This is a genomic window from Microbispora hainanensis, from assembly GCF_036186745.1.
Taxonomy (GTDB): domain Bacteria; phylum Actinomycetota; class Actinomycetes; order Streptosporangiales; family Streptosporangiaceae; genus Microbispora.
Genome location: NZ_CP108086.1, coordinates 3,682,706 through 3,695,978 on the forward strand (window position 1 = coordinate 3,682,706; position 13,273 = coordinate 3,695,978).

Sequence of the window (13,273 nt, forward strand, 5' to 3'; positions counted from 1 at the left end):
CCTGGCGATCACGTGGCGCTCCGAGGTTAGGTCACTGGAGCGTCTGCGGGCGCCGCGATTGGGAGGATCCGGGCCGCGATCACGCCGTGCCACGTCCCCCTGATCCAGGGGCAGAGCATACTAAACACCGACATTCTGGGTATGACATTGAGTTTCCCTTTACCGGGATTTGATGTTTCAGCCGCTGTTTGGTCAGCTCAGCCGGTCATGTCCGGTCTGGGAGGCCCGGACGGACAGGGCGGCGGCCAGACACGCGAGCGGCACCACGGGCAGGACGTAGCGGTAGTCGAACTGGGCCGTGGCGGGCGGAACGAGCAGCAGGGCCCAGGCGGTCGCCCAGGCGACGCCCCAGTTCGACGCGGACCCGTTCGAGCGGGCCCGGCCTGCGACGGCCCTGCTCGTGGCGGCCCTGCTCGCGGCTGCCACGTCCGGGCCGGCCCCGTCCAGGCCGGCCCCGTTCGAGTGCGCCCCGTTCGAGTGCGCCCCGTTCGAGTGCGCCCCGTTCGAGTGCGCGCCGTTCGAATATGCGCGGTGTGCGGCCGGCCGTCGCGTCCGCGCCGCCCCCGGCTGCCATCGGGCCCGCGCCGCGTCGCGCCACCACCGCGCCCGTACGGCCCAGGCGGCCGGGGGCACCAGGAGGATCACCAGCAGGGCCGTTCCCGGCAGCCGTACGACGCCCTGATAGGCCCGCATCACCCCGGCGATCGGCTCGACGACGTCCACCGTGATGGGCCCCTGCTCGTAACGCTGCGCGAACTCCTTGCCGACGAGCGCGGGGTGCCTGCCTGGCGACGGCGGCACGGTCGCCGGAAACTCGTAGTACCCGTACGTCTCCGGGTCCGGATAGACGGGGCGGCCGAGCGTGAACGACCTGCCGAGCTCGGTCAGCATGCCACGCAGGTAGTCGAGCGGCTGGCTGCGGATCGCGAGCGAGGCGAACCGACCGGCCAGGGTGTCGGTCTCCTTGGTGAACGTGATGCCGGGCAACCGGACGAGCGGGGACTCGGCGTTCCAGATGTACTCCTGGGACGCCGGCCGGGACGCCGGAGGCCGGGGATCGCACAATACGGCGAGGTCGGGCGGCGGCTTCATCACCGAACAGTCGGCGAACGCCATCGTGCGGGCATAGAGGAAGACTCCGTTGGAGCCGACCAGCCCGACGCGCTGGTAGGTCGCGTAGAACCAGCCCGCGTAACCCGCGATCGGCAGCAGCGCGGCCACCAGGAACGGCACGGTGAGCCGGGCCACCACCCTTCCCGGGCGGGCGCCGTCGGCCGCGCGGCGCACGCCGTACGCGAGGAGGAGCAGCGCGAAGACGGCGATCAGCGGCAGCCCGACGGTCCTGGTCAGCGTGGCGGCGGCCAGCACGAGGCCGAGCGCGGCGGCAGAGCGCGGCGTCAGGGTGCGGCGCATGGCCAGGCACACCGCACCCACGACCAGGAACGTGAACAGCGTGTCGGAGACGAGCAGGTGCTCCAGCTCGATCTGGTAGGCGTCGAGCAGCACCGGGACGCAGGCCAGGACGGCCGCCCACCGGGGGCCGCCGCGCCGCAGGACGGTCACGTAGACCATCACGCCGACGAGCAGCCCCAGCACGTGTTGCACGGTCACGACCAGGGCGAAGCTGTGGAACGGCTCCAGCAGCCTCAGAAACATCGAGTAGCCCGCGGGGCGGACGAGGTCGGGCCTCGGCCGCATGGCCGTCACGACGTAGGTGTAGGAGTCGGGGAACCACAGCGCGGGCCGGTAGCCGAGCATGGTCACCAGCCGCAGCAGCGTCCCCAGCCCGAAGACCACGAGGAACCACCGGTGCCTGCGCGCCCACCCGCGTAGCTCCGTTCGCGTCGCACGCGCGCGAGCCCTGCTCATCGGTCCCCGGCTCATCGGTGCCCGGCTCATCGGTGCCCGGCTCATCGGTCTCCGGGACGGCGGCTCGCCGGACAGAGCAGGCTCGGGACGCGCGTGCCGCGGCCCGTCCCACCCGGGCCAGGGCGCCGAGCCCCGGCCGTCCGACACCCTCATATGGCCCCCCTGCCTGCCTCCCGGCGTACGCTACCGGCTCCGTACGACCCCCCGTGCGAGCCGAGCACGCGCCTGTGGAAATCGCGACGCGCGCAGCGGACGATCTTCCCGGTGAAGGCGTGGGGGCCGCTAATCTCGGGGGCATCCCAGTGAACAGATCCGGCCGCACACGGCTGCCGTCCGAGCGGGAGGCGGCGGGCAGGACGCTCGCGGCCGTCTCCGTCGTGCCCGCGCTCGCGCTGAGCGGATGGCTGCTCGCCGGGCTGCCGCTGCTGCTGCTCGGGTGGTTCCGGCCGCTGCCCATGGCGCTGCTCGGCGGCGCCGCCGCCCTCCTGCTGTGCGTGTGCGGCCTGCGCCGCCTGCCCGGGACCACCGCCGCGCCGCACCGGTGGGCCACGGCCGCCACGTTCGCCGTGGCGCTCGGATCGGGAGTGTTCAACGGGCTCCTGCACGGCGAGCAGCTGATCGTCCGGCGCGACCCGTCGACCTACGCGCAGTACGCCGTCTGGCTCGCCCGGCACGGGTCGCTGCCGATCCCGGTGAGCGACTTCGGCGGCCCCGATCCCGCGCTCCGCTTCGACAGCATGGGCGTCTACATGACGGGCGACGGGATCGTCCCCCAGTTCATGGCCGGGCCGCCGATGACCTACGCGATCGGCCACTGGCTGGGCGGCGTCCCCGGCCTGCTGCTCGTGCCGCCCGTGCTGGGCGCGCTCGCGGTGCTCACCGTCGCCGGGACCGCCGCGCGGCTCGTGGGCACGCGCTGGGCGCCCCTCGCCGCGCTCGTGTTCGCGATCAGCCTGCCGATCCTCTACACGTCGCGGACGACGTTCAGCGAGATCCCATCGCTGATTCTGCTGTTCGGCGGGATGAACCTGCTGCTCGACGCCCGCGCCCGGCTCGGCGCGGCGCTGCCCGGGGCGGGTTTCCCGTCCGCCGTGCTCGCGGGGCTGTCGTTCGGGCTGGCGCTGCTGGTGCGCATCGACGGCCTGCGCGACGTGCTGCCCGTGCTCGCCTTCGCCGGGCTGCTCATCGCGCTGCGGCGGATTCCCCGCGAGAGGCCCTATCCCGAGGGACGGCTGGGCGTGCCCCTGCTGACCGGCCTGGTCGTGGGCGCGCTGTGGGGGTTCATCGGCGGCTATGTCCTCGCCCGGCCGTATTTGGAATATCTGTCGGGCTCGCTCGTCCCCCTGCTCGCGATCTGCGCCGTCGTCGTGGTGCTCACGGCCGCCGGCACGGCTCTCGCGCCCTGGATCGCCGTCCGCGCGCGCCGCCTCCCCAGGGTGAGATGGCTGCCGGACGCCGCCGCGGCCCTGGTGGTGCTGGTCATGATCGGCTTCGCCGTGCGGCCCTGGGTGCAGACCGTGCGCCGTCACGCGGTCACGCCCGAGGACCGGCTCACGGCCGACTTCATCGAGAAGACGCAGATCGCCAACGGCCTCGCGAAGGACTCGTCCCGGCTCTACTACGAGCACTCCCTCGACTGGGTCTTCTGGTACGTCGGGATTCCCGCCGTCGTGCTGGCCACCCTGGCGGCGGCCGTGCTCGTGCGCCGCCTGATGAAGAGCGGCCTGACGAAGGAGTTCGGCTGGCTGCTGCCGCTGGCCGTGATCGGGTGGACGGCGGTGACGACGCTCTGGCGTCCCGCGATCACTCCCGACCACCCCTTCGCCTCGCGCAGGCTGGTGCCGGTCGTCATCCCCGGCCTGGTGCTGCTCGCCGTCTGGGGGCTGCACTGGCTTACGGAACGGCCGGCGCGTACGAGCTGGTCCAGCCCGGCACGGTCGCGGGTCGCCGTCGCGGCCGGGGCGCTGCTGATGGTGATCCCGCCCGCGATCACGTCGATCGGCACCGCGTTCACGCCGGTCAACCGGGGGGAGGCCGCCGCGGTGGCGGGCCTGTGCCGGGCGATCCCGGCGAACGCCTCGGTGCTCATCGTCGAACGGGTCACCGGCGACCGGCTGACGCAGGTCATCCGCGGCCAGTGCGGGCTCCCGACGGCCCGGGTGGTCTTTCCCCCGAAGTCCGACGTGCCGCTGCAGGCCGACGTGCTGCGCCTGGCCGAGGCCGTCCGCCGTACGGGCCGCGTGCCCGTGCTGCTCGCCGCCGAGCCCGAGCAGCTCATGGCGTACGGCCCGGCGCGACGGGTGATGAGCCTGCGCACCCGGCAGGACGAACGCTCGCTGGTCGACCCGCCCAACGGCACCTGGTCGCTCACCGTCAACGTCTGGATGACCGTGCCCACCTGACCGGCAGGAGGCGTCCGGGAAGTGAGACCGCGATGTGCCGGGGCAGAGTACCCTAGCCGGACGTGACCTCGCCCGAGACCTCTGGAAGCGCCGTGACTCCCGCAGAAACCCCGTACGTCACGATTGTCCTGCCGTGTTACAACGAGCAGGACCACGTCATCGACGAGGTGGAGCGCATCTGCGCGGCCATGGACGCCAGCGGGTACACCTACGAACTGCTGGCCGTGGACGACTGCTCCACCGACCAGACGCTCGCGCGCTTGGAACAGGCCGCACCGCGCTTCCCGCACATGCGGATCAGGGCGTTCCACCGCAACGGCGGTTCCGGCACCGTACGCAGGATCGGCAGCCAGGAGGCCCGCGGCGAGATCGTCGTGTGGACCGACGCCGACATGAGCTACCCGAACGAGCGCATCCCCGAGCTGGTCCAGATCCTGGACAAGGACCCGACGATCGACCAGGTCGTGGGCGCGCGCACCACCGAGGAGGGCTCGCACAAGATCCTGCGGGTGCCGGCGAAGTGGTTCATCCGCAAGGTGGCCGAGCGGCTGGCCGGGCAGAAGATCCCCGACCTCAACTCGGGCCTGCGGGCCTTCCGCAAGTCGGTCGCCAAGCCCTACCTGCGGCTGCTGCCCCCCGGCTTCTCCTGCGTCACGACGATCACGCTGGCGTTCATGTCGAACCAGCACGACGTCTTCTACCTGCCGATCGAGTATTCGAAGCGGGCCGGGAAGTCGAAGTTCAACTTCGTCTCCGACGCCTACCGCTACATCCTGCAGGTGCTGCGGATGGTCATGTACTTCAACCCGCTCAAGGTGCTCATGCCGCCCGCGCTCTGGCTGGTCGGCATCGGGTTCGTCAAGGGCCTGTACGACGTGATCCGCTACGGCTTCTACCTCACCAGCAACGCCATCGTGATCTTCATCTCCGGCATGCTGATCGGGTCGGTGGCCCTGCTGGCCGACCTGATCGTCCGATCCCGGGGTGATGTGTGAGGATCGCGATCGTCGGCCCGACATATCCGTACAAGGGCGGCGGGGCGCAGCACACGACCGAGCTGGCCCACCGGCTGCGGGCGCGGGGCCACGACGTGGTCATCGAGTCGTGGCGGGCGCAGTATCCCTCGTTCCTCTACCCCGGGCAGCAGACGATCGACAGCCCCGAGGGCGAGCCCTACCCGGACACCCGCCGCGACCTCGACTGGCGGCGGCCGGACGGCTGGGTGGCCTGCGGGCGGCGGCTGCGCGCGGCCGACCTCGTCGTGTTCGCCGTGCTCAGTCCGGTGCAGGTGCCCGCCTATCTCGGCATCCTGTACGGCCTGCGCCGCCGGGCGCGCGTGGTGGCGTCGTGCCGCGAGGCGCGCGTTGTGGCGCTGTGTCACAACGTGCTGCCGCACGAGAGCAAGCCGTACGACAGGCCGCTGATGACGGCGCTGCTGCGCCGGGTGGACGGCGTGCTCGCGCACTCGGAGCAGCAGGCGGACCTCGCCCGCGCGCTCGCCGGCGCGCCGGTGCGGGTGGCCGCACTCGCACCGCACCTGCCCGCGCGCGGCGCGCGGGAGGCCGCGGGCCGACAGCCCTCGGGCAGGCTGCTGTTCTTCGGCATCGTGCGGCCCTACAAGGGGCTCGACCTGCTGCTTGAGGCCCTCGCGCAGGTGCCCGGCGTACGGCTGACGGTCGCGGGCGAGTTCTGGGGCGGCCTGGAGGACACCCGTGCCCTGATCGCCCGGCTCGGCCTGGCCGATCGGGTGGAGATCCGGCCGGGATACGTGGCGGCCGAAGACGTGCCCGGGCTGTTCGCCGAGGCCGACGCGCTCGTGCTGCCCTATCGCTCGGCGACCGCGAGCCAGAACGTGTGGCTCGGTCACGAGCACGGCGTGCCGGTGATCGCCACCCGGGTCGGGGCGCTGCCCGACAACGTACGCGACGACGTGGACGGCCTCCTGGTCGAGCCGGGCTCGGCCGGCCCGCTGGCCGAGGCGATCAAGCGGTTCTACGAGCCCGGGACGCCGGAGCGGCTGCGGGCGGGTGTGGCGCCCGTCGATCCCGAGCCGCACTGGGCCGTCTACCTCGACACGTTGCTGGCGGCGTCGGAGAGCTGAGCGGCCGGGACGGCGCGGCCGCGGGCGAGCAGGAAGCCGAGCCCCGCCCAGACGGCGTCGCCGGCGGTGAACATCACACGCGACACCACGGCGACGGCCAGCGCCCGGGGCGTGTCGAGCACCGGCGCCAGCGCCACGACCATCGCGCCCTCCCGCACGCCGATCCCGGCGGGGACCACGACCGTGAGGATGCCCGTGGCCCAGGCCAGCGCGTACGCCCCGGCGGCGACGGCGTAGAGGGACGGGCCGGCGGGCCGCATCCCGCCGACGAGCACCCACAGGTGCACGCCGTAGACGAGCCAGCCGGCCATCGTCCAGGCGGCGGCCTTGGCCATCTGCGCGCCGCTGAGCACCCGGTCGAGCGGCTCCCTGCGGGCGACGCGCAGGGCGAGGTTGAGCCCCCAGGTCATCACCCGGGGGTGGAGGCCGACGAGGATGAGCGGGACCAGCGCGAGCAGCCACCACGCCTGTCTGGCGATCTGCCCCGGCAGCGTGGCCGCGGCGAGGGCGAGCGCGCAGCCCAGGGAGGTCACCAGGCCGAGGGCGGTGGCGCTGAACGTCCGCCGCGGCGGCGCGCCGTGGTCGCGGGCCAGCTCGATCATCGCGGCGAACGCCCAGACCGAGCCGGGGATGTACTTGCCGAGCTGGCCGACGAACAGCACCCGTGCGGCCACGCGCAGCGGCAGGGGCGAGCCGAGCCCGGCGAGGATGTCGCGCCAGGCGACCAGCATGAATCCGAGCCCGGCGAGCACGGCAAGGAACGAGCCCCCGAGCGACCACCATGACAGCCGCGACAGGGCGGCCGAGGTCTCCGTCCAGTTGCGGGCCAGGCCGTACGCCAGGAAGGCGAGCGCGACCAGGGCCAGCAGCACCCGCAGCAGCGGGCTGGAGCGCAGGCGGTTCAGCAGGCGCGGCACGCGCCCCAGGGTAAAGCCTGAAGCTACTCATGGGTAGGTCCGCCGCGCCGGGTTGTCCACAGGGTGGGCCGATCGGGAGACGGGGGCGGCGCGGGCACGGGTACTGTTGGGCAGCGTGACGACCAGGGTGAGCGGACGACCAGGGTGAGCGGAGGACGAGAGTGAGCGGGGGGCGAGGATGAGCGCGGAACGCGCGGCCCAGCTCGAATACTCCGAGTTCCAGGCCGCGATGCTCGACGAGGACAAGCGCAGGCGTAAGGCCGCGAAGATCATCGCGGTGCTCGCGCACTTCCTGGGCAGAGACACGGCCAAGCCCGGTGAGGTGCTGTCGGGGCTGACCGTCGGCGACGTCGGGTGCTCGGCCGGGTTCATCGCCGACGAGCTCGCCGCCGCGGGCGCGCGCCGCACGCTCGGGCTCGACATCGATGTGCCTGGTCTGCGCAAGGCGTCCGACCGTTTCGGCGGGCGGGTCGGGTTCGTCTGCGCGGACGGCTCCCGCCTGCCGTTCCCGGACGGGTCGATCGACGTGCTGGTCTTCAACCACATCTACGAGCACGTGGTGGACCCCGACGCCGTGATCGCCGACATGCACCGGGTGCTGTCCGACGACGGCGTGCTCTATCTCGGCCTGGGCAACCGGCTCGGGATCATGGAGCCGCACTACAAGCTGCCCTTCCTGTCCTACCTGCCGCCCGCCGCCGCCGACCGCTACGTGCGGGCGTTCGGCCGGGCCGACCACTACTACGAGCGCTTCCGCACCCGGCCCGGGCTGCGGCGGATGCTGGCGGACTTCCACGTGTGGGACTACACGTTCCCGGTGCTGGCCGCGCCCGAGCGGTTCGCCGGGGGCGAGCTGTTCCCCGGCGCGGTCGGCCGCGCCGCCAAGGCCACGCTGGAGCGGACGCCGCGCCCGGCCCTGCGGGCGTTGCTGCCGGTCGTCCCCACCTATCTGTGGGTCGCGACCAAGACGCCCCGCCGTCCCCTCGGCGCGCCGCTCCCGCAGTCGCCCGAGCCGGTCCGCACGTCCCGATGACCCGCCGCAAGGCCGTACGCGCGCTGTTCCTGCTCGTGGCGCTGGGGTTCGGCGTCTGGGCGGTGGCGAGCCAGTGGACCGCCGTGGCGGACGGGTTCGCCCGCCTGTCATGGGTGGAGCTGACCGGCTCGCTGGTGGCGGTGCTCGGTGCGCTGCTGTCGGGGATGCTCATGTGGCGGGCGCTGCTGACCGACCTGGGCTCCCCGCTGGCGTTCACCGACGCGTCCAAGATCTTCTTCGTGGGCCAGCTCGGCAAGTACATCCCCGGGTCGGTGTGGCCGATGCTCGCGCAGATGGAGATGGGCCGCGACCACGGCATCCCCCGGCCGCGCAGCGCCGCCGCCTTCTTCCTGACCTATCCGATCTATCTCGGCACCGGGTTGCTGGTCGCCGTCGTCACGCTGCCGGTGCTCGCCGGGCAGTCGGTGATGAGATACGCCTGGCTGCTGCTGCTCGTGCCGGTGGTCGCCGCCGCCCTGCATCCGAAGGTGGTCAACGGCGTCATCGCGTTCGGGCTGCGCGTGCTGCGCCGCCCGCCGCTCGAACGGCCGCTCACCCGGCGCGGCGTGCTCGTCTCGTGCGGCTGGGCCCTGGTGGGCTGGGCGGCGTACGGCGTGCACCTGGCGCTCGTCGTGCACGGCCTCGGGGCGGGCGGGCCCTCGGCCGTGATCCTGAGCTTCGGCGCGTTCGCGCTCGCCTGGTGCCTGGGGTTCGTGTTCGTGATCGCTCCGGCGGGCGCGGGTGTGCGGGAGGTCGCGATGGTGGCCGCGCTCGCCCCGGTGCTCGACCGGCCCGCCGCTATCGCCGCCGCGCTGTGCTCCCGGCTCATCGTGTCCGTCGGCGACCTCGTGTGCGCCGGCGTCGCCGGTCTGGCCTCCCGGCGCGTGGTCCGTACGCGGGAGGAACCCGTAACCCGGGCCTGAATCCGTGGAATCGGCGCGGGTCGGCCGCGCGCGGACATGATCCTCATGTGATATCCCTCACGTTTTGGGGGACGCCGGAAATAGAGTGACAAGCAGGGACGCGGGGGAAGGCGTCAGTTCGTGGCGTGGGCCCCCGGCCCTGCTGAAGCACTGCCGGAACACCGCCGGAACCAGCGGGACCGCGCGGGCAGGGGAGCGATCCTCCCGGCCCGGTGCGGGCCCAGTGAGGGGAGCGATTCATTTGACACCCCGGGTGCTCGTCGACGCCGCCGCGGTCCCCGCCGATCGCGGCGCCCTGATCAGGTATGTCGATGGACTGGTCGCGGCCCTGCACGAGGCGGGCGCGGACCTCGCCGTGGTCTGCCAGCGCGCGGACGCCGAGCGCTATGCCGCCCTCGCCCCCTCGGCGCGGATCCTGTCAGGACCGCCCGCGATCACGAACCGGAACAAGCGGCTGGCCTGGGAGCAGACCGGGCTGCCGGTCCTCGCCCGGCACGCGGGCGCCCAGGTGATCCACGCTCCCTACTACTCGATCCCGCTGAGCGCGGGCCTGCCCACCGTGGCCACCGTGCACGACGTCACCTCGTTCACCGACCCCGACCAGCACGACCCCGTCAGAGCCTCCTTCTTCCGGTCGGCCACCCGCACCGCCGTACGCCACGCCAGCCGGGTGATCGTGCCCTCCAAGGCCACCATGGACGAGCTGGTGCGGGTGCTGGCCGCCGACCCCACCCGGATCGACGTCGCCTATCACGGTGTGGACCCCGCGTTGTTCCACCCGCCCACGCCGCAGGACGTACGCCGGGTGGCCGGGCGCATCGGCCTGCACGGCCGGCCGTACGTCGCCTATCTGGGCGCGCTGGAGCCGCGCAAGAACGTGCCCAACCTGGTGACCGGGTTCGGCCGGGCGGTCGCCCACCTGTCCTCGCCGCCCGCGCTCGTGCTGGCCGGCGGCCCCGCCTGGGACGAGGAGGTCGACGCCGCCGTGGCCGCGCTGCCGCCCCGGGTGAAGGTCGTGCGTCCCGGCTTCCTGCCCTTCGCCGACCTGCCGGGCTTCCTCGGCGGGGCGCTCGTGGTCGCCTCCCCGTCGCGAGGCGAGGGGTTCGGGCTGCCCGTGCTGGAGGCGATGGCGTGCGGGGCGCCCGTGCTGACCACCCACCGCGCCTCGCTGCCCGAGGTGGGCGGCGACGCCGTGGCCTACACCGAACCCGACGCCGACAGCATCGCGCGGGCGCTGCGCGCCCTGCTGGAGTCGCCGGAGCGGCGCGCCTCGCTGGCGCGGGCGGGCGTCACCCGCTCGCGCGAGTTCACGTGGCGGCACTCGGCGGAGGCGCATCTGCTCGCCTACCAACGGGCGGTCGAGGGCTGACCAAAACGATGGATCATGAAAGTTTCGCGCGGCGGCCGGAGATCGTGCCAGTGTCATGAAACGTCCGCGCAACGGTCGGCGTCGGCGAGCCATGCGGACGGCCTACCTAGGCTACCCTCGCGGCTGTGAGGGAGAGTTCTGTGCGGTCGCCTGACGGTCTCGAGGCGATCCTTCTCGTGGGCGGCCAGGGCACGCGTCTGCGGCCGCTGACGCTCAGCACGCCCAAGCCGCTGCTTCCGACGGCGGGGGTGCCCTTCCTCGCGCACCAACTGGCGAAGGCGCGGGCCTACGGAGTGCGCCGCGTGGTCTTCGCGACGTCCTATCGCGCGTCGATGTTCGGTGAGGCGTTCGGCGACGGGTCGGGCTTCGGCCTGGAGATCGTCTACATGACCGAGGACACCCCGCTCGGCACCGGCGGCGCGATCCGCAACGCCGCGCGGGCGCTGACCTGCCCGCCCGACGCGCCGGTGCTCGTGCTGAACGGCGACATCCTGTCGGGCCACGACATCGCGGAGCAGGTGGACCTGCACGTCTCACGGGGGGCCGCGGTGACCCTCCACCTCACAGAGGTGGACGACCCGTCGCGGTTCGGCTGCGTGCCGACCGACGACGACGGCCGGGTCAGCGCCTTCCTGGAGAAGACCCCCAATCCCGTGACGAACCGGATCAACGCCGGCTGCTACGTGTTCCAGCGCTCGGTCATCGACGCGATCCCCGAGGGCCAGGTGGTGTCGGTCGAGCGGGAGACCTTCCCCGGCCTGATCGCGGCCGGCGAGCTGGTGCTGGGCTACGCCGACACGTCTTACTGGCTCGACGTGGGCACCCCGGCGGCGTTCGTGCAGGGCTCGGCCGACCTGGTGCTGGGCAAGCTCGCCTCGCCCGCGCTGCCGGGCCCGGTGGGCGAGTGCCTCCTGCTGGACGGGGCCGTCGTGTCGCCCGAGGCCAAGGTCACCTGCGGCACGGTCGTCGGCCCGCGGGCCAGGGTCGAGGCCGGCGCGAGCGTGCGCGGCAGTGTGCTGTCCGAGGGCTGCCACGTCGCGTCCGGCGCGACCGTCGTGAACTCGGTCGTCGGCGTCGGCGCCCGCGTCGCCTCCGGCGCGGTGCTGCGCGAGGTCGTCGTCGGCGACGGCGCGCACATCGGCCCCGGCAACGAGCTCACCTCCGGCATGCGCGTCTGGCCCGGGGTGAACCTGCCCGAGTGCGCCGTCCGCTTCTCCAGCGACGTGTGACATGATCCCCGCGGCCTCCACCGGACGGCGAAGCGAGCGGCGCTGGCGCCCGTCCGCGCAGCTCGACGTCGCGTTGACGCTGTCGCCGCACCGGCGCGGGGGAGGCGACCCGGCCTGGCGGCGTACGCCGGACGGGGCGATCTGGCGCACCTCGCGCACCCCGGAAGGGCCCGGCACCCTGCGCGTGACGGCGAGCCGCGGCGAGGTCCACGCGCAGGCGTGGGGGCCGGGGGCGGGCTGGCTGCTGGAGACGCTGCCGTCGCTGCTCGGCGCCGAGGACGACATCGAGGGCTTCGCCGCCCTGCTCGCGCGGCTCACCCGCGCGGGCGACCCCCGGCAGGCCCGCGCCGCCGCGTTCGTCGCGGGCCTCGCGAGCCGCGCCGCCGGGCTGCGGGTGGGGCGCTCCCTGCGGGTCTTCGAGGCGCTCGCGCCCGCCGTGCTCGAACAGAAGGTGGTCGGCAGGGAGGCGTGGCGGGCCTGGCGCTTCCTGCTGCGCCGTTATGGCGAGCCGGCCCCGGGCCCGGCCCCCGAGGGCATGTACGTCATCCCGCCGCCGGAGGTGTGGCGGGAGATCCCGTCGTGGGACTGGCATCGGGCGGGCGCGGAGGCCGTACGGGCCAGGACGATCGTCAACGCGGCCCGGCACGCCGGGAAATTAGAGGGCACGACCACGGCGGCGTCATCGGAGGAGGCGGACCGCCTGCTGCGGGCGCTGCCGGGCATCGGCGTGTGGACCTCCGCAGAGGTGCGCCAGCGGGCCCACGGCGATCCCGACGCCCCGAGCGTGGGCGACTTCCACCTGCCGGGCATCGTCGGCTACGCGCTGACCGGGCAGAAGACCGACGACGACGGCATGCTCGACCTGCTGGAACCGTTCCGGGGACACCGCCACCGCGTGGTGAGGCTGATCGAGCTCAGCGGCGTCAGGCCGCCGGCCCGTGGCCCGCGCATGGCCGCGCGGGACTACCGGGCCTTCTGACGACGTGCGTTCACGTTCTGGTTGATCCCGCAGTCGTCGATCCCGTCCACGCACCTGCCGCTGAGGGTGTCGGTGAAGACGCTGACGCTCGTCACCTGCTGGAGGCCGGTGAACGCGATGGCGTTGTTGCCGGCGGCGGCGTTCACGTTGCGCCTGCCCCTGGAGATCTGCAGGGGGCCGCTGGCGATCGCGGGCGTGTTGGCCGTGTTGCGGCCGTCCGTGACCTGCTTGGCGTGGCCCTTGCCCTTGCCCGATCCGTGGCCGTGCCCCGCCTGCACAGCCCCGAACGCCGTGCCGGCGAGCGGCGCCGACAACCCGACGACGAACGCCACAACCAGACAAAACGCGCCATCCACCCTGATAACGGCCATCTATTCCCCGCCCGTTCATCGATCTCGCTCCAGCGCTCATACCCTCCGGCCGCAAACTCCCCGGCGCGGCTGCGCCATGA

The 13,273-nt window shown here is 73.1% G+C and carries 11 protein-coding genes; 8 read left to right on the plus strand and 3 right to left on the minus strand.

Features of this window, described 5'->3' with window-relative positions; translation table 11 throughout:
* Positions 1-192: 192 nt before the first annotated feature.
* Positions 193-1,869: a hypothetical protein gene (locus tag OHB01_RS17395; RefSeq protein WP_328855661.1), complete on the minus strand. Its 1,677-nt coding sequence runs from the start codon at positions 1,867-1,869 to the stop codon at positions 193-195.
* A 302-nt stretch (positions 1,870-2,171) separates the two neighbouring features.
* Here OHB01_RS17395 and OHB01_RS17400 point away from each other — a divergent pair, with 302 nt between their 5' ends.
* The 3 genes from OHB01_RS17400 (at position 2,172) to OHB01_RS17410 (ending at position 6,372) form a co-directional block, all read left to right on the plus strand.
* Positions 2,172-4,271 (plus strand): hypothetical protein, encoded by a 2,100-nt coding sequence (locus tag OHB01_RS17400; RefSeq protein WP_328855662.1) that lies wholly within the window; start codon positions 2,172-2,174, stop codon positions 4,269-4,271.
* Between the two features lie 62 nt (positions 4,272-4,333).
* Complete coding sequence (locus tag OHB01_RS17405) at positions 4,334-5,266, plus strand: glycosyltransferase family 2 protein (protein ID WP_260617281.1); 933 nt, start codon at positions 4,334-4,336, stop codon at positions 5,264-5,266.
* Positions 5,263-6,372, plus strand: coding sequence for a glycosyltransferase family 4 protein (locus OHB01_RS17410; protein ID WP_328708290.1), 1,110 nt, complete (start codon positions 5,263-5,265; stop codon positions 6,370-6,372). Before OHB01_RS17405 ends, OHB01_RS17410 begins: the two co-directional genes overlap by 4 nt.
* On the opposite strand, the gene OHB01_RS17415 is transcribed toward OHB01_RS17410, so the two are convergent.
* Positions 6,336-7,289 (minus strand): lysylphosphatidylglycerol synthase domain-containing protein, encoded by a 954-nt coding sequence (locus OHB01_RS17415; RefSeq protein ID WP_312845742.1) that lies wholly within the window; start codon positions 7,287-7,289, stop codon positions 6,336-6,338. The two genes, OHB01_RS17410 and OHB01_RS17415, sit on opposite strands and share 37 nt — an antisense overlap.
* 178 nt (positions 7,290-7,467) lie before the next feature.
* On the opposite strand from OHB01_RS17415, the gene OHB01_RS17420 reads away from it, so the two are divergent.
* The 5 genes from OHB01_RS17420 (at position 7,468) to OHB01_RS17440 (ending at position 12,822) form a co-directional block, all read left to right on the plus strand.
* The gene (locus OHB01_RS17420) at positions 7,468-8,322 is read left to right on the plus strand and encodes a class I SAM-dependent methyltransferase (RefSeq protein ID WP_142648081.1); all 855 of its coding nucleotides are present in this window, start codon (positions 7,468-7,470) and stop codon (positions 8,320-8,322) included.
* Entirely contained in the window at positions 8,319-9,245 is a 927-nt protein-coding gene (locus tag OHB01_RS17425) for a lysylphosphatidylglycerol synthase domain-containing protein (protein WP_142648082.1), read from the plus strand. Before OHB01_RS17420 ends, OHB01_RS17425 begins: the two co-directional genes overlap by 4 nt.
* A 241-nt stretch (positions 9,246-9,486) precedes the next feature.
* Positions 9,487-10,614 (plus strand): glycosyltransferase family 4 protein, encoded by a 1,128-nt coding sequence (locus tag OHB01_RS17430; RefSeq protein ID WP_142648083.1) that lies wholly within the window; start codon positions 9,487-9,489, stop codon positions 10,612-10,614.
* A gap of 140 nt (positions 10,615-10,754) precedes the next feature.
* The gene (locus tag OHB01_RS17435) at positions 10,755-11,843 is read left to right on the plus strand and encodes a sugar phosphate nucleotidyltransferase (RefSeq protein ID WP_142648084.1); all 1,089 of its coding nucleotides are present in this window, start codon (positions 10,755-10,757) and stop codon (positions 11,841-11,843) included.
* Between the two features lies 1 nt (position 11,844).
* On the plus strand, positions 11,845-12,822 hold the full coding sequence (locus OHB01_RS17440) for a DNA-3-methyladenine glycosylase family protein (RefSeq protein ID WP_142648085.1): 978 nt from the start codon (positions 11,845-11,847) through the stop codon (positions 12,820-12,822).
* Here the strand turns inward: OHB01_RS17440 and OHB01_RS17445 are convergent.
* A complete protein-coding gene (locus tag OHB01_RS17445; protein WP_142648086.1) occupies positions 12,807-13,154 on the minus strand; it encodes a hypothetical protein in 348 nt (115 codons plus the stop codon). The genes OHB01_RS17440 and OHB01_RS17445 overlap by 16 nt on opposite strands.
* Positions 13,155-13,273: the final 119 nt, after the last annotated feature.

Excerpts from the sequence above, each read along its gene's own strand:
- OHB01_RS17395 (WP_328855661.1), bottom strand. The coding sequence starts at position 1,869 with ATGAGCAGGGCTCGCGCGCGTGCGACGCGAACGGAGCTACGCGGGTGG.
- OHB01_RS17420 (WP_142648081.1), top strand. The coding sequence starts at position 7,468 with ATGAGCGCGGAACGCGCGGCCCAGCTCGAATACTCCGAGTTCCAGGCC.
- OHB01_RS17425 (WP_142648082.1), top strand. The coding sequence starts at position 8,319 with ATGACCCGCCGCAAGGCCGTACGCGCGCTGTTCCTGCTCGTGGCGCTG.
- OHB01_RS17440 (WP_142648085.1), top strand. The coding sequence starts at position 11,845 with ATGATCCCCGCGGCCTCCACCGGACGGCGAAGCGAGCGGCGCTGGCGC.